This window comes from Alkalinema sp. FACHB-956 (assembly GCF_014697025.1).
Lineage (GTDB): Bacteria > Cyanobacteriota > Cyanobacteriia > Leptolyngbyales > Leptolyngbyaceae > Alkalinema.
This window is the reverse complement of record NZ_JACJRC010000013.1, coordinates 77,947-102,388: the sequence shown is the minus strand read 5'-3', so window position 1 is coordinate 102,388 and position 24,442 is coordinate 77,947. Positions and strand designations below refer to the sequence as shown.

The following is a 24,442-nucleotide window of genomic DNA, read 5'->3' as shown; positions in this document are numbered from 1 at the left end:
ATCCAATCACAACTATTTTTCGTAACCATATATTTGTTATATGTTTATATTTGCTATATGTGTGCGATCTAAACTATTTATGATGACTCGATGTGAGTTGTTCCAAAGTCGATTTAGATTCCACAAAGGCCGAGCCTTCCACCAGCTCGACGGAATGGCCTGGATGACGAGCCGTCTGCCAAAGTTGCTTCGCAGCCATCCAAAGAAATGGCGGAATTGTACGATAGTAGCGTTTCCAAAGACGGCGAGGTTCCTGCAAAAGCCGATAGAGCCACTCTAGACCAATTTCCCGAATGACCCTAGGTGCACGTTTGTGTAAGCCTGCATAGACGGGAAATACACCGCCGATACCGACCATAACGCCTTGAATGTCCTCGCGATGCTGCGCCATCCAGAGTTCCTGCTTAGGACAGCCTAGAGAAACAAAGACAATCCCTGCGCGACTCTCTTGAATCTTTTTCAGGACAGGTGCCTCTTGTTCTGGGGGCAGCGGAATCGAACCAAAGGGCAGGGGTTCCATCCCGGCAATGATGAGATTGGGAAAGTCCCGTTGGAGGTTGCGACGCATCTTTGCCAAAATCAGCTGATCTGAGCCAGCAAAGAAAACAGGTAACCCCTCCCGTTCAGCCTGCTGACAGACGGACAGCATGATATCTAACCCTGCAACGCGATCTTGTGACCGACCCGTCAGGAGGCGCAACATCCACACCAAGGGCATGCCATCGGGGGTGACTAAATCAGCCGTTTGCAAGACTGAGGACAGTCGGGCATCCCACGAAGCTTCGGTCAGCATGTGCACATTTGCGACACACACTACTTTGCTGAGATGGGCGCGTCCCCATTTCATAATCCAATTAATTTGGGCTTCAAACGGCAGGGCCGTGACAGGTAAACCAATTACGTTTTGAGTTTCGATCGAATTATTTAGCATTTATATAACCCCATCCTTCACAGCCCTAAAACCATTCCCTGCCTATGTGTTGATCCGTTAGTTCAAGATCACAACATCAGACCAGTAAACTTTACTCATTACCTGCCGCAAGACTGATAGCTTCAGTATTTCCAGGTTTAATCCCGAAAAACTTGGATAATTTATTCCAGAATGAAAACCAGCCTTGAAAATCTACGGCAGCAGATCGTAAAAACTCTTAGCTCTCAGATCTGGGGAAATATGCAACCTACCAAATCTAACGGAGCAGTTTTAGAATCTTTAGACGTTGAAAACACCTGATAGTGGTTATCGTAGCGTACTCCCACTGAGTCGTCTGTAAAGCTTGAATAAACTCTTGGTCGCCGTAACTCCGGTTATCCATGAATTTATGCTGGCTAGAGGGGTGTTACTTTCGGCACAGATACCTAGGAATCAGTCTTCCAGCAATATGAACTCACGATAAAGCTAGAACCCAAGCTAGACCTAAAAGCATCTACCCTGAATCAGATCTAGTAAATGTACGGAAGAACCGACACTTGCGATCGCACTTAATGCTGAGGTTAAGCCAGCTGTAAGGATCCAAAAACTAGGCTTTCCTCTATCAACTTGCTTGAATCAATACGAAAAACTAATCATTGTCAGGATCTTCAAGGTCAGGGTCTTCAAGAAGACAAGCCCTACGCAAGTAAGCAATAAAAAAGGGGCAAAGATTTGCCCCACTGTTGAACCCACATGAATGAAAAGTAATTGCGTATAAGATGTTCTTAGTACGCTAGACCCATGCTGCGGGTCGTCTCTGCACCGAGGTAAACCCGAATGCTGAGGAAGTCGGTAGGGCAAGCCGTTTCGCAACGTTTGCAGCCGACACAATCTTCCGTCCGAGGAGACGAGGCAATTTGGCCTGCCCGACAACCATCCCAGGGAACCATCTCTAGAACGTCGGTAGGGCATGCCCGAACGCACTGGGTGCATCCGATGCAGGTGTCGTAGATTTTGACTGTATGAGACATGTTATGAAAGGCTCCAGATTAGTGCGTTTGCAATATCTGCAGTCCGTCGATTTCGTAGAAAAATCTACCAAACCTCAGAATCATTGCCTAGTGTACTCCAGGGCGTTTCCTGTGCCTGCGAAGTGGTTGCAAAACTTTGCAGAACGTAATAACTGAACTGAACGACCCCGCACTGTTGAGTTGCCGAAAGCATTGGGGGACTGGGCTGCTGGAGCGTTGGAGACAGGTTGTTACAGCCGCTTGTTACAGCAACTTGTTACAGCAACTTGTTACAGCAACTTGTTAGGGCTGTATTAGAGCCGTGTTATGAAAGCCGCGCAAGTTTATCCAAAACTGGTTGGGTAGAGACAACATGCCGATCGAGGCCCAGATCCTGCGGTGCAATCCCCAAGGCCAAGGCAATCAACTGGGGAAGGTGCAAAATCGGCAGTTTGAGTGACTGTCCCGTGACCTTTTCAATTTCTGGTTGGCGGGAGTCTAACTGCATGTGACAGAGTGGGCAGGGCGTAACAATGCAATCAGCACCCGACGCGATCGCGGCCTGTAAGTGCCCGCCTGCCATTTGAAATGATTGTTCCGTGGCGTAGCTAGAAATGGGCCAACCACAGCATTGCGTTCGACCTGAGTAGTAAATTGGATCCGCACCAACTGCTGTAAACAGGGTTTCCATGGATTTTGGATTGACTGGATCATCGTAGGGGTTGTCCTGTCCCCGCAGAAGATAGCAGCCATAAAACGCGGCACATTTCAGCCCTGACAGCTGGCGTTTCACTCGCTGTTTGATAGCTTCAACGCCATAGTCCGCCACCATGACCCAGAGTAAATGCCGGACGGCGCTGGTGCCTTGGTAAGGAGAACACCCTTCTTTCTTGAGAAATCCATTGACTTGCTCAAAATAAGCTGGGTTTGACTGCTGGGCTTGCTTGAGACGATCATCCACATGCCCAATCACCCCCTGGCAGGTACTGCAATGGGTCAGCAAAGGCAGTCCTAATTCCTCCGCGAGGGCAATGTTACGCGCATTGACGGTATCCTCCAGCAACTGGGAATCTTCTTTGAAGGTGCCAGAGCCACAACAGGAAGCTTTTTTCAGCTCTAGTAACTCAATCCCCAATGCCTGGGTCAATAGCGCTGTGGACTGGTAGAGTTCCCGACAGGCTCCCTGGGCCACACAGCCGGGAAAATAGGCATATTTCAGTGGGGGAGGATTTGAAGTAGCCACGTTGGAAGTAACAACAGCCATAACTCGCACAGATAAGAAAAACTGACTAAACCATCTTTTCCAGTCTGCCTAGAAATGGAACCCTCTCCCAAAAAGTTCCAAATCAAAAAAGGCTTCCTCCCCAAGAGAAAGCCTTAATCAAAAGTTGGATTTGCTATCTGACCTAGCTCAATCCTTTGCCAAGAGGGATTGAGGACTAGAGCGATTGAGCAGGTTCTGATGCCATTAAGGATTCGGGTTCAGCGGATTCGGGCTCAACCGGATCAGTCATCACATCTAGCAGTGGTTCTACGGGGGACACGACAGCCGCCTCAGCAGGGCGACGATGGCGACGAATCCCAATGAACACATCATAGATGAAATGCAGTGGATCCTCTGTGAAGATGCCAAGGGTTTGATGACAGCCTTTTTCATCCAACAAAGGCTTCATGGCAAAGTAAACCTTTTCGTAGTTGTACCAAGGTACTGCTGGCCAGAGGTGGTGGACGAGATGGTAGTTTTGCCCACCAATGAGGTAATTCAGGATGCGACCGGGGTAGACCCGAGCATTGAGCCAGCGATCGCGCTCCTTAAAGGGACGGTGGGGCAAATAATCAAAAAATAATCCGAGTTCTAGACCCACCAAGGCCAACGGGGTAAACCAGAAATTGAAAATGTAGTGGATAAACCCAAAGTGGTAGGCCAGCCAAAGGAGGAGAACCGCACTCGATCGCGCCAGGATCCACTCGTAAAGCTCAAACTTTTTCCAGAGTTTCCGCTGAAAGAAGTAAACCTCGTGGTACATGAACCGGGCATTGATCAACCACAAAGGCCCCATGGTGGAGACGATATGATCGGGGTCATTATCGGGGTCATTCACATTGGCATGGTGCTGCATGTGCACCCGCGTGAACACTGGAAACGAAAACCACAATAGGAACGCACTGCCATGGCCTAGGATCGCATTAACGACCTTGCTCCGGTGGGCAACCCCATGGCAGGCATCATGGATAACCGTTCCCACCAAATGCAACGCTAAAAAGTTGAGGCAAAACGTTATCCAGCTAGCCCAATGGAGTTCAAAATGTCCCCATGTTGAAAATGCGGCGATCGCCACCGCAGCGATGAACATAAATAAGTTGGGATTGAACTGTCCCGGCCCGGGAGCACCAACTAGCTCGCGGGGAACTGCTAGGGGCTGCTTTGCCGCCGCCATCAGGCTTTCTCTCCTTTCTCACACCCTCGGGTAGTATACACGATACGGAATGTCATGAAGTTAAGTAAAGACTAGTAAGTTTTTCTCATCAAAGCGCTTGTGTTTGCTACGTTTGTCGTTATCAGATTGGGCGTTATCCCAGTTGCTTGGGCAAGCTCTGTTGCGTCCTCCAAGCTATGGCCATGGGTGGAATGGCCTGGGTTGCTTGGTGTAGAGCGGTGGGTGTCAGGAGATTACTAGACCCAGGGAATACTAGAACACATCAAATACTTGTCATCGACACAGCTATATAGATACAGCATCAATGGGCGTCCATGAGAACGGATGGCTGAGAACGGGTGGCTGAGAACGGGTGGCTGGGAACTTTTGCTGGAAGATTCGGGTCTTAGGCCAGTAGTTAGACGGGTTAGACACGTTACCCAATTTCTCCAGTTCATGCCCCCAAGCATTGACTCCTAAGCCTTGAGATCGAACAGTACTTGTCTCGATGATTTCTCTCAATCACTTCTCTCAATTACTTCTCTCACTTGGTGCTCTTGAGTTTCCATCGTTTGTTGAAACCTGTTCAAAACTGTCTTCGCAACTCACACCTTTCTGGATTAAGGATTGACTCCCATGGCACGACTTCTCTCTGGTTTCCGGTTCAGTCAGTTAGGACTCAGTCAATTGGCCCTCGGTCAGTTACTCCTACGGGGTAGCAGTGCCGCGATCGCAACGCTTCTCTTCACCAGTGGCATGGCGCAGGCGCAAACGACTCCTCGGTCTAGCCTGCGCTCTACGGGCGATGTCACTGTGCCCACGGAAACGGTTTCCACCCCCAGCAGCAGCACGCCCTCATCAACTACCCCCACAGCCACAACGCCCAGCACCAATATTCCCCTCACGGGTGTCCGGTTTGCCTGCCAGACCCTCAATGGCCAACAAACGGTTGTCTACATGCCGGAAAGTCAGCCTACGAAAATGTTTCCTTGGGCTGTTCCGAGCCAGATGGGGGGTGGCTGGAGCAGCGATCGCCGCTGTGCTGAGATTGCGCGACGCTTGGAGTCCTACCGCCCCGATGGCCTGACGGAAATGATGACGGCAGTGGAAAACGGCTATAACACCATCTGCGTCACCACTGAGAAAGTACCGGCCTGCCGAATTGTTCTGACGGTTCCCAATGGCCAGGATCCGATCGCGACCCGCGATCGCGTTTTCCAAAATCTGGCGATCGCAGATAGTGGTGAAATGACCCAAGGGGTGTTAACCTACGGATCCAAAAAGAATGGCGGCGATATCCTGAACCAACTGGGAGATCTATTGGGGATTCCCGGTGTGGGTAAAACTGCGGAGACTGCCACGGGCAACGCTACCCCAGCGTCCAAGAATGCTGGCATCAACCTGCGACCTTTCTTGGATAAAGCCGATGGCGGTACCGGAGCCAAGCTCAGCAATGGCGTCAATCTGCCGACCCCAGCGGCGAAACCCTCGACCTCTGCGCCGAAAAAACCCCGTTCTGGGCTCAAACTGAATCCTAGAATTTTCCGTTAATTGTGATTGGATCCATGAAAGTTGTCTCTAGAGGCGTCATAACAATTTTTTAGTCTCAACTTTGCGCCTCAACTTTGCGCCTCAATTTTTTAGCTTCTTAGCTTCCTGTAGCCGCAGGTTTGCAGCTAGGTTGGTGAGTTCCCTGTCCCAGATTGGGGCAGGGTTTTTTCTTTGGTTTCCCCTTCCGTGGTACTATCCCATATGCTTTCACTAAATTCGATCGAACCTGTTCAGTCGTTGAGTATTTGTTCATGACGTTCCAACCTTCTCGCCGTAGAACCAAAATTGTCGCGACGATCGGCCCCGCTACCAGCAGCCCGGAGGTTCTACGGGAGTTGATCAAAGCCGGAGCGACCACCTTTCGGCTGAACTTCTCCCACGGTACCCACGATGACCATCTGCGCAGCATTCGTGTGATTCGCCAAGTTTCCAACGAACTTAACTATCCCGTGGGGATTTTGCAGGATTTACAAGGCCCCAAGATTCGCCTGGGTAAATTTGAAGACGGATCCATCACCCTCAAAAAAGGGGATCCCTTCATCTTGACGAGCAAACAAATCCCCGGCACTCAAGCCATGAGTTCCATCACCTATGAACCCTTGGCCGAGGAAGTGCCAGAAGGGGCCACCATTCTATTGGATGATGGCAAAGTCGAAATGACGGTGGAACGGATTGATAAGACCGCAGGGGAATTGCACTGCCGGGTTGTGGTCGGCGGTGTCCTGTCCAACAGCAAAGGGGTCAACTTCCCCGGCGTATACCTGTCCATTAAGGCGCTGACGGATAAGGATCGCAAGGATTTACTGTTCGGGTTAGACAACGGTGTGGACTGGGTCGCCCTCAGCTTTGTCCGTAACCCCGAAGATGTGAAGGAGATCAAGGAAATGATCTCCAACGCAGGAAAAAGTACCCCCGTGGTTGTCAAGATTGAGAAGCACGAAGCGATCGAGCAGATGGAAGAAATTCTGTCGCTGTCCGATGGCGTGATGGTGGCGCGGGGAGACCTGGGGGTAGAACTACCCGCCGAAGATGTGCCAATTCTGCAAAAACGCCTGATTGCCACCGCTAATCGCCTAGGGATTCCCATCATCACCGCCACCCAAATGCTGGACAGCATGGTGAACAATCCCCGGCCTACCCGAGCAGAGGTTTCGGATATCGCCAACGCAATTTTGGATGGCACCGATGCCGTCATGCTGTCCAACGAAACCGCCGTTGGGAAGTATCCCGTGGAAGCCGTGGCCACCATGGCGCAAATTGCTATCCGCACCGAACGGGAAAAGGCCAACCGGATCAAGGAAGATGCTGGCAAGTCCATTACTAATGCCATCAGTAAGGCGGTGGGACGCATTGCAGAACAACTCAATGCCGCCGCTATCATGACCTTGACCAAAACAGGAGCAACGGCCCGGAACGTCTCCAAGTTCCGCCCGAGAACCCCCATTTTGGCTATTACCCCCCACATGGATGTGGCGCGGCAGTTGCAGTTAGTTTGGGGGGTCAAACCCTTGCTGATGCTGGAACTAGATACGACCTCCGAAACCTTTGAAGCTGCGATTAACTTAGCTCAAGAACGCAGTATGTTGGCGGCGGGGGATCTCGTCGTGCTCACCGCCGGAACACTGAAGGGTGTAGCCGGATCCACAGACTTAATTAAGGTGGAAGTGGTGACGGCAGTGCGGGGCAAGGGTGTGGCGATCGGGGAAAAGTCCGTCAGTGGACGCGCCCGCATCATGTACAACGAGAAAGCCCTCACCCATTTTGAAGCCGGGGATATTCTGGTTGCTTCTAGCACGTCTGCCAATTACGTGGATGCCATCCGGCGGGCAGGCGGTGTTGTGATTGAAGACGGCAATGTGACGGGCCATGCGGCTACGATCGGTCTGCGGCTGGGTGTTCCCGTGATTGTCGGGGTCAAAGATGCCACGTCTGTTATTCGGGACGGGGAAATCGTCACCCTAGATATGCAACAGGGCGTGGTTTATTCTGGCTTGGGCCATACGGCCAAGGGGAGCGAAGAATAAGCCTAGAACTCTCCGTCAAGAGTTTATCAAGCCCTAGCCGAAGCCCAGACCTCACGGATACACTAGTTCAGGTGCATGAATTATCTGAAAAAAGTATATTTGTGAGGTTCCTGACCTATGGCTCAAACTGGCTTAAATGTCCCAACGATCCACCCCATTAAGTTTGGAACGGACGGTTGGCGCGGGGTCATTGCCGCCGACTTTACGTTTGAGCGGGTGGCGCGGGTGGCCCCTCTAGCAGCGCAAATCCTCAAGGAAGTCTACGGGCCAACCACGGGTAGTAATACTGTCGTGGTGGGGTACGATCGCCGCTTCCTGTCAGAACAATTTGCAGAAACGGTGGCAAATACCGTTCAAGCCATTGGCTTTGATGTTTTGCTATCCGAATGTTATGCCCCTACCCCGGCCTTTAGCTGGGCTGCTAAGCAGATGAATGCCCTAGGGGCGATCGTGATTACCGCGAGTCACAACCCCGGTAGCTATTCTGGCCTGAAGGTGAAAAGTGCCTTTGGGGGATCGGTGCCGCCGGAAGTGACCCAGAAAATTGAAGCACTCTTAAATGCAGGCTCCCAGCCCGCTCCCGCCAGTACACCGGGTACCCTCCAATCTTTTAACCCTTGGACGGGCTACTGTGAGGGACTCCGACAATTAGTGGATATTGAGGCCATTCGATCGGCCATTCAGCAGGGCAAATTGAAGGTCTTAGTCGATGCGATGCATGGGGCTTCGTCCACGGGAGTCAGTCAGATTTTGGGGATTGACGTGGAGGAACTCAACTCCGATCGGGATCCGCTGTTTGAGGGCGGTGCGCCGGAACCGTTACCGAAATATTTGACGACCTTGATGCAGCGATTAAGGGACGATGTGGTTCCCAATGGCGTTAAAGTGGGCTTGGTCTTTGACGGAGACTGCGATCGCATTGCTGCGGTGGATGGCGCGGGAAAATTTCTTAGCTCCCAGGTGCTGATTCCTATCCTGATTGAACATATGGCTACCCGTAAGGGTAAAACGGGGGAAGTCGTTAAAACCGTGAGCGGGTCTGACTTGATTCCCAGAGCGGCGGCCTTATTTAACCTGCCGGTGTTTGAAACGCCGATCGGGTATAAATACATTGCCGATCGTATGTTGGAAGCCCAAGCACTGCTAGGGGGCGAAGAATCCGGCGGAATTGGCTACGGACACCATATTCCTGAACGGGATGCGCTGCTCTCAGCTTTGTATGTCCTGGAAACGGTGGTACAAACCGGGTGTGATTTGAGTGACCTGTATCGTCAATTACAGGAGAAAACAGGATTTGATGCAGCCTACGATCGCATTGACTTACCCTTAGCGAGTTTGGATGTGCGCGATCGCCTACTAGCACAGTTGCAAAATTCTCCCTTACAAACGATCGCTGGCAAAGCAGTTGCAAGCTGCCAAACCGATGATGGTTACAAGTTTCGGCTTGCAGATCATAGTTGGCTATTAATTCGATTTAGTGGCACTGAGCCGGTGCTGCGCTTGTACTGCGAGGCTGCTACGTTGGACGAAGTGCACAAGACATTGAACTGGGCTAAGGACTGGGCCAGTGCGGCCTAGATGTATTGAGGTATTGAGGCGTATCTTGGCATAGGGTTAACTCAATCAATCGGTAAGCCAATGAATCGGTAACCCAATGAATCGGTAAACCGATGTCCCATGATCTGGAAATGCAAGTGAGAACTGATGCCTCACTCCATTGATGCCTCAATTCATTAAAGACAGTTAAATACACAATAGGGCGTTGCTAAGTTGGGAAAATTATCCTTACAATTAGCAGCGCCTCTTTTAATTAGCAGTGTGAGTTGATAGTGTTAGTTAGCAATGCCTATATTAGTTAATAATTAATAATATTAGTTAGCACAGGTTAGTTAGCACAGGTTAATTTTAGAAAGGTGTTCTTCTACGGAAATCGTTTTTGGGCAGATACTACTAGCAAATGCTATTGGCCAGCAAACGCGATCGACAAACACGACTGGCTGACAAACACGACTGGCTAACAAACGCTATTGTTTCAAGATTTTGGAAGGGGAATAGGGTTCCTGTAAAGGTGAACATGCAAAGTATTTGAGCCTACAACGTGGGAATGTCAAGCAAAACGCAAATTGAAAAAATATTAAGAAAAATTAATTTATATCGCTCTTTGCTTACAAACCCGATGAATGTTGAAGTCCCAGTAAATAAAATTCTTCGGGGGAATTTTCTATCAATTCTTTCCCAATCACGAGATTGAGACTGCTCTATCAAGGTATATAGGCTTTTAGAAAGAGTTGATCCCGCTGGGCTGGTTTATTCCTCCCCTGAAAGTCTAAAAAAGATTGTCTTTTTTTTATGAAGCATCTTCCTAAGGTGAGATCTTGCTTTTTTCCCACTTAAACTATTAAGCTAGCAGTGACAATAGGAGCTTTACTGAAATTCAGTAAAAAGCATGATGCTGATAAAACACTTTCATTGCTGGATGGGCTGGGGGGACTAAGGTTCGGTCATTCAATTTGGGTCTTCAAGATTCGGTCATTCGTGTTTGGATGCTTTGGTATTTGGATGCTTTGGTGTTTGGATACTTTGGTGTTTAGACATTTGCAGGATGGCGAGTCATGATGGGTTGAGTTGTTGGTTGAGTTGAAAGTTTTTGCGTCAGAAGTTTTTGAGTCAAACAACTTTCAAGATTAGCTATCCCAAAGCAATCCTATGTATGTTGTGTCTTTTTCACCATGATGGAACCTGTTGTCTTCTAGGATACAAAATGGTGTTATCTTATTCAGTCTATTTCAGTTAATCGTCCTTTTGAAAAGGGATATTGCAGATATCCCATGCGCCGAATTGAATATTTTCAGTTCAGTTGAATTGGATAACCCATCGATCAAGATTTTGGTGCCAAATCAAACTGCATACTGTGAGGTCACTGTGAGGACAGATTTTCTATGGAGATTGAAAAAACTTCATAGCCTTGTTCTAATCCTGTGCCATCACCGTTGTAAGTATTGATTTAAGTCAGTTGGAGCGATAGTGAGTACTAGAGAAAATGCATCCTGTAGATATTCTCAAGTGTGTTTTTCAGTCCTTCGACTTAAAAACTCCACAGGATTTGCACAACAGTTGAGCAGTCTAATACATAAGTCTAATTAGGTTGTTCAATTCAGTGGCATGGAACTGATCTCTAGTATCAATTCGTCGATCGTGCAATATGTGAATTAGTCAAATGTTCCTAAAATCGTCATCGAGTGATTATTCATGAACAGCGGTTGATCATTGACATTGGCTAATCTTAAAAATGAACGATCTATAACTTTGCCAGTTGTTCCCAGCAATTCCTACAGTCTTTTGTCAAATACTACGTAGTTTGATGATAAAGATGATACGTTTGTGGCTTTTGTTGGGGTAACAGCGATGTTTAATTCGTAATTTTTATGATTTTTGAGTATCAACTCTAGTAATTTACTGGTGGGATTTTGGCATCTATATCACTGCTATTCGGTGATTTTTGTTGACCAAATTATGAGGAATGAGAGAACGCGGCATGAATACACTGTCTTCCGTTAGCTATCGCTCATTTGAACGGCTACATCCTTTAAATCTGTTGGCTCAGTTGAGTAGTCGCCAAACGACGGGACGTCTGCAAGTGACGAGTGAAGCCACTGTTTGGTCAATCTACCTCGATCGTGGGCAATTAACCTATGCCACGAATCTAGTGGATCCCTTTGGCCGGTTAGAGCGCCATCTAGAACAGTTGGCGATGCAGCTTCCTAGTTTGACGGCTGCAATTCGAGAAGAAGCTCGGTCTCGCTTTGAACATAGCGTTCGGAACCAGGCGAATGTTGAACCAGATTATCGGGCGATTTGCTGGCTCGTTGACCAAGGTTATCTCCTGCCAGCGGATGCGATCGTGCTCATCGAGAATTTAGCGAAGGAAGTCCTAGAAGGGTTCCTAGAAATTAAGGCCGGTCGTTTTCTCCCGATCGATAGTGACGTGCTTGCCCAAGCCCCCAGCTTTGGTCAACTAGAACTTAAGACGCTGGTAGAACATTGCCAATCCCAGATTCGCCAGCGCTACTCTCAGGTTTCCAACGCTTCTGCGACCCCGACTGCCCTACGCCTGCCTCAGCTCAGTCTTGATCCCCCTCTTTCCGCTACTCGTTCGGTGGCTGAGCCGCCCCAGAACGCAGAACAACCACTCGCCAAAGACCACTACACGATCGTCTGTATTGACGATAGCCCCACAGTACTTCAGGCCATTAATTGTTTTCTCGATGATCAAAATTTTTCGGTGATCATGATCAATGATCCCGTTAAAGCACTGATGCAGGTGGTGCGCAGCAAACCTGATTTAATTTTGTTAGATGTTGGAATGCCCAACCTCGATGGTTATGAATTGTGTTCGTTACTTCGGCGACATCCGACTAGTAAAACAATTCCTATCATTATGGTGACCGGGCATACTGGCTTCATTGATCGGGCGAAGGCAAAGTTAGTGGGTGCATCCGGCTACCTGACTAAGCCTTTCAATCAAGCCGATTTATTGAAAACCGTCTTCAAGCATTTGACCTAGCAGGTGTCAGACCCGAGAGGACGCAAACGTCATTGCCAACTTAAGGGTGCACAGGATGGGGCAATAAGATGGTGCAAAAAATGTGAGGTTTACATGGTTTCATCATTTATCGACACGAAAATGGCAACGATTTTGGTGGTGGAAGATACTCCCTCAGAAATGGAACTGCTGAGTCATTATCTCCGGGAGAGCGGTTATACCGTCATTGGTACAGCCAATGCCAAGGATGCTCTCCAGTTAGCCCTCGACCAAAAGCCGGATGTCATTGTTAGTGACGTGGTCATGCCGGGGATGAGTGGGTTTGAGCTCTGCCGTAGTCTGCGGAAACATCCCGAAACGGCCAAGATTCCGGTTATCTTTTGTACGTCCAAAAATCAAGACATCGATCGCCTGTGGGGCATGAAACAAGGGGCTAATGCGTACATCACCAAGCCCTTTACCCGTGAAGCTCTAGTTCAAGCGATTCAAACGGTCAAACTCTAGCCTTATTCCTGCAATCGTCTTTTCAGGCATGAACTCATGAATCAATCGACTTTAGCTGTGCCAGCGCCTCGAGCGCTGACTACTCTGGATACGGGGTATCTTCGGGTCACCTTACCCAACAATATTCAAGCGGTTGTTCCGATGAGTGCAGTGCAGGAAGTTTTGGCGTTGCCGATTCATCGGATTACTGCAATCCCCAATATGCCCGTGCCGGTTCTGGGTCTGATGAATCGGCGCAGTCAAATTCTATGGCTGGTGGATTTGGCGAATTTATTGGGGGTGGGTTGCTTGGAATTAAATCGCCAAACCCAACCCGTTGTGGTATTCAAGCAGGGCAATACGCTGGTGGGATTTGCCGTGACGGAGGTTGAAGGCATGATTTCCCTCAATCCCGATACCTTTCAAGTGCCGACCCACACCCCCCCCAGCTTACTGCCCTATCTACAAGGCTGCACGGTACAAAACGGGGATATCATCCTTGTCCTCAATCCCGAAGCCATTTTGCAAGCCCCAGTTCTTCAGATTTAAGGGGATAGGTCAATCCATCATCGGCTGGTTAAGCCCATGGTTCAGCCCAAGGGGATTGGCAACGCAAAATGGCATGCAACATTAAATCTGGTGTGGCTGATCCTAGCAACTGGTGCTGATAGCGGGTTCTACTAGCTGATTCTGCAAGCTGACTCCGAAAGCGTATGCTGAATGATTGCCCCTAGTAGCAACAATGGGTAGTAGCGACAATGGGTAACTGATCGCAGGAAATGATCTCGGGTCATCGATCAAGCTTTCGCAGAACGTTGCTGGAGCGATCGCTGAAGAACGCTCTCCGGAATTCATGCCATGAACATCAAGCGTGCCATGAATAGCAAGCGCGACATGAACATCAAGCCCCTATGACTGGGTTATCTCCGCTAATCGGCAATCTCCGACCATATTAGACGGTGCTCAAGCTCTCAAACTAAATCATTCTGTCCGGATACTTCGCTGAATACCTATGGTTGACCAACTCAACACAACGACGACTAGTCGCATGAGTCCGACTGTTCGGACTGAGATTGCTGATTCCCCGATCGGTTCATCAGCGATTCCCAATGCCACTCCAGATCCTTTACCGAAACTCCAAACCCGATCGCCCAAACGTCACTGGGATCAAATGCTTCAGTGGACCCAGCAAATGAGTCTGCGAACCAAAGCAACCACTTTGGCGATCGTCCTAGGCACTGTACCCATTATCGGGATTGGGGGACTGGCCTATACCGTGGCAGACCGAACCATTTCCCAGCAAATTACTCAAACGAATCTGACCCAAGCTCGGGGGCTGGCGGATAAACTCAATCGGTTTATGAACGAGCGTTTTGGGGATATTTTGGTGATCTCCAGATTGCCGGTTTTTACCAATGAGCGCGTTCGTAAAAATGTCGATCGGGTTGATCAAGAGGATCTCCTGACCCGATTTGTGGAAGTCTATGGCGTCTATGACAGTGTGGCGGCCTTTGACCTCAATGGCGATGTGATTGCCCAATCCGCTGGAGATAAGTTAGAGAATCACCGCAATCGCAACTATTTCCAGCAGGTGCTTGCAACCCGTACCCCCATCATCTCCCCGCCCGAAAAATCCATTTCTACGGGCCGCTGGGTGGTTCACGTTGCAGCTCCGCTCATTGATGACAGTAGCCGCAAATTAATTGGTGTGGTGCGAACTCGTATTCCCATCGACAAAATTAATGATGTGGCCCGTGCCTTTGCGGGGAATGGTGCCCACTATCACGTCGTTGATGCCTCAGGCAACATTTTTCTGGCGTCGGATGCTAGACGGGAGCAAAACTTGGGGCAGTCCGCTGTCAAGGAATTCCCCGCCATTGCCAGCTTCCTTAGCCAACGCCAAGAGGGGGGAGCGGTTGGAGAACACGATAGTGAAGAGCAGTTGATCGGCTATGCTCCGGTGGAGCGGTTAGAGGGGTTGGATTTACGGTGGGGATCCATCATTAACCTATCGAGCAACATTGCCTTTGCTCCCCAGCGATCGCTCCTTACCACCATTGCCTTGGGAACTGCCCTCACTGCGGTTGGGGTGGGTCTACTGGCTGCTTGGTTGGCTCGCCGGGGTACCAAACCCTTGTTGGAAGCGAGTCAAGCTGTGCAGGCCTTGGGAGATGGGAAATTGGAGACCCGCCTGCAAGTGACAGGGCAGGATGAATTGGCTGTCCTGGGTGCCAACATCAACCAGATGGCGGCGCAGTTGGGGCAACTGATTGCCCAGCAAACCCGCAATGCCGAGCAATCGAATCTGCTCAGTAAAGTAGTGGTAAGCATTCGTCGTTCCCTTAACTTCGACGATATTCTGCAAACCAGCGTTGAAGAAATTCAGGACTTTCTGAAGTGCGATCGGGTAGTGATCTATCGCTTTAATCCCGATTGGCTGAGTGGCGTGATTACGGCGGAATCAGTTTCTGCGGGTTGGCCGATCGCCATGGGCCAAACCATTGAAGATCCCCTGACTCCTGGCACCCTCGATCGCTACCGCAGCGGTCGCATCTGGACGATCGAGGATTGGAGTAAACAAAACCTGGCCGACTGCCACTGCAAAATTCTAGAAAAGCTGGCCGTCAAAGCTAACATGGTCGCTCCGATCATGCGGGGTGGGGAACTGATTGGGTTACTCTGTGCCCACCAATGCGATGCTCCCCGCCACTGGGAACCGGAGGAAATTGACTTCTTTAAACAACTCTCGACCCAGATTGGCTTTGCCCTAGACCAGGCTTTCTTGCTGGAGCAAACCGACCAAGCCCGACAAACGGCGGAAATTCTTTCCGAAGATCGCCGTAAACAAAAGGAAACACTCCAGATGCAGCTGATCGAACTCCTCTCCAACGTGGAAGGGGCTGCCATGGGGAACCTGACCGTGCGGGCGGATGTGAATGCCGGCGATATCGGAACCGTTGCTGACTTCTTTAACTCGATTATTGAAAGTTTGAGAACGATCGTTTTACAGGTGAAGGATTCGGCGACTCAGGTGAACCAATCCCTCGCGGCTAACGAATCCGCAATTATCCAACTGGCGGAAGAGTCAGGGCGGCAAGCGGAAGAGACAGATCGCACCCTGGGATCCCTAGCAACGATGGCGCAGTCCATCCGCGACGTGGCCAATAACGCCCAGCAAGCAGCTACCATTACCCGCGCTGCTGCCGAGAATGCCCAAACCGGTGGGGCCGCGATGGAATCGACGGTGAATAACATTTTGACCCTGCGAACCACGATCGGCGATACCGCGAAAAAGGTGAAACGGTTAGGGGAATCCTCCCAGGAGATCTCCAAGGTGATTTCGCTGATTAACCAAATTGCCATGCAAACTAACTTGCTGGCCATTAATGCGGGGATCGAAGCCGCCCGGGCGGGTGAAGATGGTCAAGGCTTTGCCGTTGTGGCGGAGGAAGTGGCGGAACTGGCGACCCGCGCTGCTGCTGCGACCCGTGAAATTGAAACGATCGTCTCTGCGATTCAGCAGGAAACGGCGGAGGTGGTCAATGCGATGGAACAGGGAACCAGCCAAGTGGTCAAGAGTACCCGCTTGGTCAACGATGCGAAGGATACCTTAGGGCAGGTGGTCGAAGTGGCGCGTCAGGTGGATGAATTGGTGCAAGCCATTTCCGAAGCGACGATCTCCCAAGTGGCAACCTCCAACATCATTTCCGATCGCATGCGGGAAATCGCCCAATTCTCCAGCCGTACCTCCGATTCTTCCCGAGAAGTGTCGGCGACCCTGCGTCAAACCCTCAATATCGCCCAAGATCTCCAAGCATCTGTGGGAACGTTTGTGGTGGATTAGTGATGCAGTGGATTAGTGATGCAGTGGACAAATTGAATCGCAGACAAGTGGCATTCTAGATCAGTTACTTTATCAATCAGTTGCGTGATGGATTAATTATGTAGGGAGCGTGGATAACTTGTAGCCAAAAACAAATATTGCATGATGAATTTATGATGATTGTTCGGGGATATACGTGAATGGGTTGCATTTAGCGTTTTAATTCACTAACAATTATCGTAAATGTTGCTGAAGGGATTAATATGAACGCACTGATTCGTATTAATCCTTGGATCGATACACTCTTTCCTCTAGTGATCGCAGAGCCTCCCATGGATAAGGAACTTGAAATTAAGCGACAGTTTCTCGACGAAGCCCAAGCCTATCTGGATGCGCTAGACGCTGCGATTCTCGGGATTGCGGATGGACAGGTTGACCAAGCTAAGTTGAATGCAGCGCTTCGATCGGCCCACTCCATCAAAGGTGGAGCAGGCATGATGGGCTTTGATGTGTTGAGTAGTTTGGCCCATCGATTAGAAGATGGCTTTAAAGTTCTCAAAATTCAGCGGGCCAATCTGGAAATTGACGACAGCCTAGAAAATCAATTTCTGCACGCGATCGACTGTTTACGCCAGGTCATCGATCACAGTCGATCGCAAATGCCCCACCTGACTCAAATCGATCTCCATTGGCTCGAAGCCCAAGTGCTGCCGCAATTTGACGCGCTCCACGATCGCCTTGGGGATCCCGACAGTGAAGATGCGGAATCGGTGCTGAATCCAGAGGATGGGCAAGAAATTATCACCCTGCTGTTTGAAACCGAAGTGGAAGGGTGTCTGCAACGCTTAGAAGCGGTTCTGTCCAATCCAGAGCAACCCTGTTTGCGGGAAGAGGTCAACATCCTGGCCCAGGAGTTGGGCGGATTGGGTGAAATGCTGCAACTCTCCGAGTTCAGCCAACTGTGCACCCATGTGGGGCAATGGGCAATCGTTGCCACCCCTGAACAAGTCCCCCTGATTGCCCAAACGGCCCTAGAAACTTGGCGGCACAGTCAAAGCTTGGTGTTGTCCGGACAACGTCACCATCTCCCGACCACGTTGACTGCCGAGGGGTTACCGGAGTTGCCGATCGACCTGGCCGCAGACACTGCTTGGGCGGATGCAGGGCAAGGGCAAGATCTGCCCGTGGAGGTCGCCTCAGCGGTAACGGGCTTTGAACCGGGATTCGATGCAACCGCTGACTTGGACTGGTCATGGGATGCCGCGATCGCCGCTGCCCAAGCCGAACCTGCGAGCGAAGATTTCTACCACCAGGAAGCCATCACCGCCCAGGATCAGCCGACCCGCAATGGCTCCCAGCGAACAACCACGATCGAGGTAGGTCGCACCGTTGATCCCAATCCCACCTGGCAAGTCCAGCCCGATCGCTCCTCTCAACCCGGCAGCAAAATCTCTGCGGCTGCGGACAACGAGGTCGATGAAGATGCGACAGTCCGGGTACCTGTGCGCCAACTGAACCAGCTCAATGATCTCTTCGGTGAGTTGGCGATCGAGCGCAATGGTTTGGAACTGTATTTAAAACGCCTGCGGACCCTCAGTAAATTGCTGCGTGAACGGATTAAGCAATTGGATCAGGCCAACAGCGATGTGCGATCGATCTACGATCTGAACTCCGTTGCCCGCCAGTCCCCAGCCCAAGGTTCAGCAGCCCAAGGTTCATCCCAAGGTTCAGCATCTCAAAGTGCATCCCAAGGTTCATCATCTCAAAGTGCATCCTATCCCCGCCTAGGGAGTTTTATTCCAGCTAACTTCCCCCTCTCGGCGAGTCTGCCGTCCAACCCAGCCCCCGCCGCAGAGGATTCCACCCAGATTGCCGCGACCTTCGATTCCCTAGAAATGGATCGCTATGGGGATCTCCACTCCCTGTCGCAGCAGTTGATGGAGACGATCGTGCAATTGCAAGAAGTGGCGACAGACCTCGACTTGGGTCTGGATGACGCAGAACAAACCACCCGCGATCTCAATAAAACCGCTAAAAACCTACAAAGCCGCCTGTCTCAATTGCGGATGCGGCCCCTGTCTGATGTCACCGATCGCTTCCCCCGTGCCCTGCGGGAGCTGGCCCTGCAATATAAGAAAAAGGTGCGCTTCAATGTGGTGGGGGGCACGTTATTAATCGATCGCAATATCCTAGAAGCGTTGCAAGATCCGCTCATGCATCTGCTGCGCAATGCCTTTGACCATGGCATTGAGGATCCCAACATGCGCGTCAGTCAAGGCAAAACCGCAGAGGGCTTAATTGAAATCACTGCGATCACCCGAGGCAACCGCACCCTGATTACAGTGCGCGATGACGGCGGTGGCATTCCCCTGCACAAAATTCGCCGTCGGGCGGAGGCCATGGGCCTGGACGCTGGCTTACTCGCCACGGCCAGCGAAGAGGATTTATTGTCTCTGATTTTTGAGCCGGGGTTCAGCACCAGCGATTCGGTGACCGCAATTTCCGGTCGGGGCGTTGGCATGGATGTAGTTCGGGAACACCTGAAACAAATTCGGGGAGAAATTACCGTCAACACCCAAGCCGGAGAAGGCACCACGTTTACGCTCTCCGTCCCCCATACCCTTTCGATCGCGCGGATCTTGCTGATCGAAAGTCAGGGGATGCTACTGGCGATTCCCAACGATGCAGTGGAAGAAATTTGTCTCTTCCAACCCGATCAACTGCAAAACGGGAATGGCCGAGAACTCCTGCGCCACAACGGTGACTTGATCCCCATCGTGCGCCTGGGCCAATGGTTGCCCTTTAACTGTGCCCGCCAGCCCCAGACCCTGGAAGCGGCTCCCACCATTAACGCCGATGCCGTCCTGATCACCCGGCGGGGCTCGGAGCGGGTGGGGATTCACATTCAGCGCTGTTGGGGCGAACAGGAAGTAGCCAGTCGGCGCATTGAAGGCCCACTCAAGTTACCCGCAGGCTTTAGCAACTGCACCATTTTGGGCGATGGGCGAATTGTTCCCATGGTGAATATGAATGAGTTGCTGCAATGGATTACCACCTACGAGCGGGTACCCAATTTCCCCATTCTGTCCGTCAGCAGGATTGGCCTCGCCCCCACGACCAGTCAACGCCCCACGCTCCTGATTGTGGATGACTCGATTAACGTCCGGCGATTCCTGGCGCTAACCCTAGAGCGGGCAGGCTACCGGGTGGAGCAGGCGAAGGATGGGCAGGATGCCTGGGATAAGCTGCGGGCAGGACTCCTCGTGTCAGCGGTGATCTGTGATGTGGAAATGCCGCGACTGGATGGCTTTGGCCTCCTGACCCGCTTGAAGGCCGATGAAGGCTTGCGATCGCTGCCGGTGGCCATGCTGACCTCTCGTAGTGGGGACAAGCACCGTCGCATGGCAACGGGGTTGGGTGCTGACGCCTACTTTACGAAACCCTATAACGAACAAGATCTCTTAAAAACCCTGAAAATTCTCGTTCAGGCATCTGCCGAAGCTGCTGCTGTATGACCAACACTCTCCCCTCTCCGCCCAAGTCCAAGACTGCTTTACCCGCTGACTTGCAACTGCCGCCCCGCGAACCGAGTCCCTCCCTGGGGGCCAATCTGTTCCAATGGTTCAACGATCGGCCCATTGGTCAAAAGCAAGTTCTTGCCATCATTGCCTGTGAGCTCATTCCCATTCTGGGATTGGGTATTGGCTCGACGATAGTTCTGACAAATAGTTTGCGGACACAGCTCTTGTCCCAAGCAACCTCAGAACTTGCGGTCACAGAGACGAATTACAACATCAAGATTAATCAAATGGGCTTTGGTTCGCGGGGGCAAGCGGACAACGTCTCGGTGATTAATGCGGCGAAGTTGCGATCGCGGGGGGAAACCGTCAACGCAGGGCTGCAAAGCTATATCAAGACAATTTTGCAAAACGAAGTGCGCGCCCGCAAGATTGAATATGCAACGTTGGTGGGTAGGGATTTAAAAATCATTACCAATGCCAATAACGATCGCACGGGGGACACATTTGATCCCAATCAGTTAGTCAGCGAAGCTCTCAAAACCAATCAGCAGATTAAAGCCAGCGCGATCGTGGCCCAGCAGGAAATTAACCGCGAGTCCCCCCCTTTACCGGAAAACTACGATCGGGAGTTGCCCCAGGCCTTAATTCGCTATGTGGTGACTCCTGTTAAAGATCCGGCGACCCAAGCGCCGATCGGGGCGTTGGTGTTTGGAGATGTCGTCAACTACAAACCCACGATCGTCGAAAACACGATCAATGCCTTTGGTGGAGGGTACAGTGGCGTTTATTTACAAGCTGCTCCGCAACAATTTCGCATTGGCAGTACCTTCGATGGCATTCAGCGGGATTTGGGGATTCCTCAAGCGGGATTGGATCTTCTAAACCAAGCGGTACAACAGAAGGGGAAAGCGGTTACCGGACGGATGGAGATCAACGGGAAAACCTATACCGTCGCGGCGAAAGCGCTGCCCACGCGCATTGTGGAAACACCTAACGGCAGCGAACCAAGCTATACCCCGGAGGCTCCGGCCTTGATTGTGCGGGGAACCCCCGAAGACAGTGTGAACCAACTGTTACAACGAAGCTTACTCCAGGAAGGGGTTGTTCTTGGGGTGTCTTTCCTGTTTATTGTAGGGTTTTCGCTGCTGTTTCGGCGCACGGTGGTGAAGGCGATTCGGCAATTGGAACAGACGGCCCAAGCCTTTGCCCAGGGAGATCGGACGGCTCGGGCTAAGGTGTTGTCCAGTGATGAAATTGGCCAGTTGACGGTGCAATTTAACCGCATGGCTGACACGATCGCGGCCTCGGAAATGGCGCTGTCGGAAGAAGCCAGTCGCCAGGAGCAACAAGCGCGAGAAGCGAAGATGCTCAACGACGCGATCGCTAAGATGCGCAGTTCCCTCAGTTTTGACAGCATTACCCAAACGGCGGTGGAAGAAATTCGTCAGTTGCTCAAGGTCGATCGGGTATTGATGTATGACTTTACGGATTCTGGGTTCCGGGGGAAGGCTATTGCGGAATCGGTGGTGTCGGGGGTACCCCAGGCCGTAGGGTTAGAAATCGATGATCTGTTGGGCTTGAGTAAAACTGAACAACCGAAGGAGCAATCTTTCTGGTTTATGAATGACGTGAACCAGGCGGATCTGACCGATCGTCACCGCGACTATTTAGAGCGGTTACAAGTCAAAGCCAATCTGGTGGCTCCCATTCGTCATAATAACCAGTTAATTGGTTTGCTCTGTGCCCACCAATGCCAACGACCTCGCTATTGGCAAGGGTCTGAAATCAACCTATTTGTGCAGTTTGCCAACCAGATCGGTTATGCCTTAGATCAAGCTCAGTTGTTGAAAAATCAACAGCAATCACGATTGTCCGCAGAAACGCTCAAGGATCAACTTCAGCAACAAATTGTCCATTTATTGAATGATGTGGAAGGCGTTGCCCAGGGGGACTTGACCGTTCGAGCTGACGTGATGGCGGGGGATCTCGGAACGCTGGGTGACTTCTTTAATGTGATTGTAGAAAGCTTGCGTGACCTGGTGGTGAAGGTGAAATCATCCACGTTGACGGTGAATGATTTGCTGAGCGATAACGAAGCTGCTATGCAGAACCTGGCTTTGGAATCGAGGCAGCAGGTGAGTGAGATTCAACACCTGTTGAGCTTAATTCAACACATGACCACGACGATCGAAACGATCGCGGAAAATGCCAATCAATCGACGATCGTCGCTCAGAATGCGACGAAAACTGCCATGACCCATGAACAGTCCATGGCGGTCACCGTGGAGAAAATTGATCAGTTGCGCGGGACGATCGAAGACACGGCGCAAAAGGTGCAGCAGCTCGGTATGTCCTCCCAGCAAATTTCCCGTATTGTTGCCCTAATTAAGGAATTTGCGGTACAGACTGACCTCCTTGCCGTCAATGCGGGTTTAGAAGCCAGTCGTGCGGGAGCCCAGGGACGCGGCTTTGCCATCATTGCCTCGGAAGTGGCGGGATTGGCGGCCCGATCGGCGGAGGCCACGCGGGAAATTGAGCAAATTACGGAAACCATTCAGTTGGAAACCAAAGCCGTCGTCGAGGCGATGAACCAAGGCAGTCAGCAGGTTGCTGCGGGGAGCCATGATGTGCGCAATGCCAAGCTGGGGTTGGCCAGTCTGGTGAAAGTCTCGCAACAAATTAGCCAGTGGGTGGAGTCGATTTCGCAAACGACGGTGTCCCAGGTGGAAACGTCGCGATCGGTGGAGGCACTCATGCAAACAACGGCTAAGTTGACCGAAACGACCGCAGCTTCCTCGGAGCAGGTGGTGGTGGCCTTGCAGAAGACGGTGGCGACGGCTCAAGATTTGAAGGACTCTGTGGAAATGTTTAAGGTGGAATAGTTTAAGGTGAAATAGAGGGGAATTCAGCCCCTTATATTTCAAGCCCCTCAGGTGTCAGCCAGCCCTTCAGGGTTGCTCATTCCGACGCCCGATCGCGTTCCATCATGCTGATATATTTCCAATCGGAGCCGAGGACTGGAATCGGTGGACTCCAACGAATCCGCTCACAAAACCGCACCACTTGCAGTTGGTTGATCGTGGATTGGATTTCTTCGCGGGTGCCGAGGAGGTAGATTTGGAAGGGTCTGCGGGAATCGTCGATCGAAGTTTCTGGGCGATCGTTGCCGCCAAAGCCAGTAAACATGGGATTTCTCCTAAATGAGGTGATGGGAAGAAATCCCAAAAATTAAGACCACCCTTTTGCGCAGGACAAGTAGGGTGGCCCGATCGAATGTTAAAATCCGTGTCAGACCGCCTAGCTGCCGGAATCAGCTTCGGGGTTTAGCTGCCTTACGTTGTTGGTCGCAACTGGGGCAGCGCCTTAATTTTTGGGGTCTAGCTGATTCATTGCCCTTACGGTCGGTCTTCGACCAACGGGGCTGACAAAACACGTTTGCACTCAGCTATGAGAAACAAGCCTACGAAGAAAGTCCCACGCTGTCAACCGTACAGAGATAGTTTGTAATATCGGTAGTTTGTAATATCGGTGATAGTTTGTGACCTCGATCGGGAAAATTCTGCGCCTAGGAAATCCGTGCACCGGAGGAAAAGTTCAGCCCAGCCCTATTCCACCGTTTGCCCGATCGCGTGTTGCTGCAACTGTTCCAGTGTCACCACCTGCAACGCTTTGATATGACAAGCCTCCAACACGATCGGCGGAGCCACCCCTGCTTCCAATGCCTCCTTCCAGCGCGACACACAAAGACACCACTTATCTCCCGGTCGCAACCCCGGAAACTCATAGGCCGGAAGGGGCGTAATCAGGTCATTACCCCGCGATCGGGAAAACTCTAAAAACGCCTGCGTCACCTGCGCGCAAACCGTGTGGCTGCCATAATCCCACTTATCGGTTTGACAAAACCCATCCCGATAAAACCCCGTCTTGGGCGACGTGCAACAACACTGCAACTCCCCACCCAATACATTCCTAGGCCGACTGCTAATTTGACTGGTCATGGCACCCGTTTCCTAAATCACCACTTGAGTTTGTTGGATTCCTTGAACCCGTTTCATTCTATCAACCCAACAAACTCAATACCGTCAAAATTCGTAAATTATGAGCTTCAACACCCATGAGCTTTACTAGCTTATAGATGATGCGTCTACTAGCCGACTGGC

The 24,442-nt window shown here is 51.0% G+C and carries 15 protein-coding genes; 9 read left to right on the top strand and 6 right to left on the bottom strand.

Annotation, left to right across the window (positions count from 1 at the left end):
- Nucleotides 1-73: 73 nt before the first annotated feature.
- The 4 genes from H6G21_RS14920 to crtR all read right to left on the bottom strand — a co-directional run bounded on the left by H6G21_RS14920 (nucleotide 74) and on the right by crtR (nucleotide 4,358).
- Nucleotides 74-931 carry a WecB/TagA/CpsF family glycosyltransferase gene (locus tag H6G21_RS14920; protein ID WP_190574220.1) on the bottom strand — a complete coding sequence of 286 codons (858 nt, stop codon included), beginning with the start codon at nucleotides 929-931 and terminating at the stop codon, nucleotides 74-76.
- Nucleotides 932-1,695: 764 nt separating this feature from the next.
- The gene (gene psaC, locus H6G21_RS14915; protein WP_009458117.1) at nucleotides 1,696-1,941 is read right to left on the bottom strand and encodes a photosystem I iron-sulfur center protein PsaC; all 246 of its coding nucleotides are present in this window, start codon (nucleotides 1,939-1,941) and stop codon (nucleotides 1,696-1,698) included.
- 304 nt (nucleotides 1,942-2,245) lie between these two features.
- Nucleotides 2,246-3,184: a CoB--CoM heterodisulfide reductase iron-sulfur subunit B family protein gene (locus H6G21_RS14910; RefSeq protein ID WP_190574219.1), complete on the bottom strand. Its 939-nt coding sequence runs from the start codon at nucleotides 3,182-3,184 to the stop codon at nucleotides 2,246-2,248.
- 175 nt (nucleotides 3,185-3,359) lie between these two features.
- Nucleotides 3,360-4,358, bottom strand: a complete 999-nt coding sequence (gene crtR / locus H6G21_RS14905; protein ID WP_190574218.1) for a beta-carotene hydroxylase — start codon at nucleotides 4,356-4,358, stop codon at nucleotides 3,360-3,362.
- Between the two features lie 615 nt (nucleotides 4,359-4,973).
- Between crtR and H6G21_RS14900 the strand changes: the two genes are divergently transcribed.
- From H6G21_RS14900 to H6G21_RS14860, 9 genes are all read left to right on the top strand, one after another.
- The gene (locus H6G21_RS14900) at nucleotides 4,974-5,888 is read left to right on the top strand and encodes a COP23 domain-containing protein (RefSeq protein WP_242041839.1); all 915 of its coding nucleotides are present in this window, start codon (nucleotides 4,974-4,976) and stop codon (nucleotides 5,886-5,888) included.
- A gap of 251 nt (nucleotides 5,889-6,139) precedes the next feature.
- Nucleotides 6,140-7,912 (top strand): pyruvate kinase, encoded by a 1,773-nt coding sequence (gene pyk, locus H6G21_RS14895; protein ID WP_190574217.1) that lies wholly within the window; start codon nucleotides 6,140-6,142, stop codon nucleotides 7,910-7,912.
- Nucleotides 7,913-8,029: 117 nt separating this feature from the next.
- The gene (locus H6G21_RS14890) at nucleotides 8,030-9,490 is read left to right on the top strand and encodes a phosphoglucomutase/phosphomannomutase family protein (RefSeq protein WP_190574216.1); all 1,461 of its coding nucleotides are present in this window, start codon (nucleotides 8,030-8,032) and stop codon (nucleotides 9,488-9,490) included.
- Nucleotides 9,491-11,447: 1,957 nt separating this feature from the next.
- Nucleotides 11,448-12,476, top strand: a complete 1,029-nt coding sequence (locus tag H6G21_RS14885) for a response regulator (protein WP_190574215.1) — start codon at nucleotides 11,448-11,450, stop codon at nucleotides 12,474-12,476.
- A gap of 93 nt (nucleotides 12,477-12,569) precedes the next feature.
- Nucleotides 12,570-12,959 (top strand): response regulator, encoded by a 390-nt coding sequence (locus tag H6G21_RS14880; RefSeq protein ID WP_242041838.1) that lies wholly within the window; start codon nucleotides 12,570-12,572, stop codon nucleotides 12,957-12,959.
- Nucleotides 12,960-12,995: 36 nt separating this feature from the next.
- Nucleotides 12,996-13,487 carry a chemotaxis protein CheW gene (locus tag H6G21_RS14875; RefSeq protein WP_190574214.1) on the top strand — a complete coding sequence of 164 codons (492 nt, stop codon included), beginning with the start codon at nucleotides 12,996-12,998 and terminating at the stop codon, nucleotides 13,485-13,487.
- Nucleotides 13,488-13,950: 463 nt separating this feature from the next.
- The gene (locus H6G21_RS14870; RefSeq protein WP_199307232.1) at nucleotides 13,951-16,782 is read left to right on the top strand and encodes a methyl-accepting chemotaxis protein; all 2,832 of its coding nucleotides are present in this window, start codon (nucleotides 13,951-13,953) and stop codon (nucleotides 16,780-16,782) included.
- Nucleotides 16,783-17,093: 311 nt separating this feature from the next.
- Nucleotides 17,094-20,276: a response regulator gene (locus H6G21_RS14865; RefSeq protein WP_190574213.1), complete on the top strand. Its 3,183-nt coding sequence runs from the start codon at nucleotides 17,094-17,096 to the stop codon at nucleotides 20,274-20,276.
- On the top strand, nucleotides 20,273-23,164 hold the full coding sequence (locus H6G21_RS14860) for a methyl-accepting chemotaxis protein (protein WP_190574212.1): 2,892 nt from the start codon (nucleotides 20,273-20,275) through the stop codon (nucleotides 23,162-23,164). Before H6G21_RS14865 ends, H6G21_RS14860 begins: the two co-directional genes overlap by 4 nt.
- Before the next feature lie 76 nt (nucleotides 23,165-23,240).
- On the opposite strand, the gene H6G21_RS14855 is transcribed toward H6G21_RS14860, so the two are convergent.
- Nucleotides 23,241-23,468: a hypothetical protein gene (locus H6G21_RS14855; protein WP_190574211.1), complete on the bottom strand. Its 228-nt coding sequence runs from the start codon at nucleotides 23,466-23,468 to the stop codon at nucleotides 23,241-23,243.
- Between the two features lie 419 nt (nucleotides 23,469-23,887).
- Nucleotides 23,888-24,280, bottom strand: coding sequence for a DUF2237 domain-containing protein (locus tag H6G21_RS14850; protein WP_190574210.1), 393 nt, complete (start codon nucleotides 24,278-24,280; stop codon nucleotides 23,888-23,890).
- Between the last annotated feature and the right edge of the window lie 162 nt (nucleotides 24,281-24,442).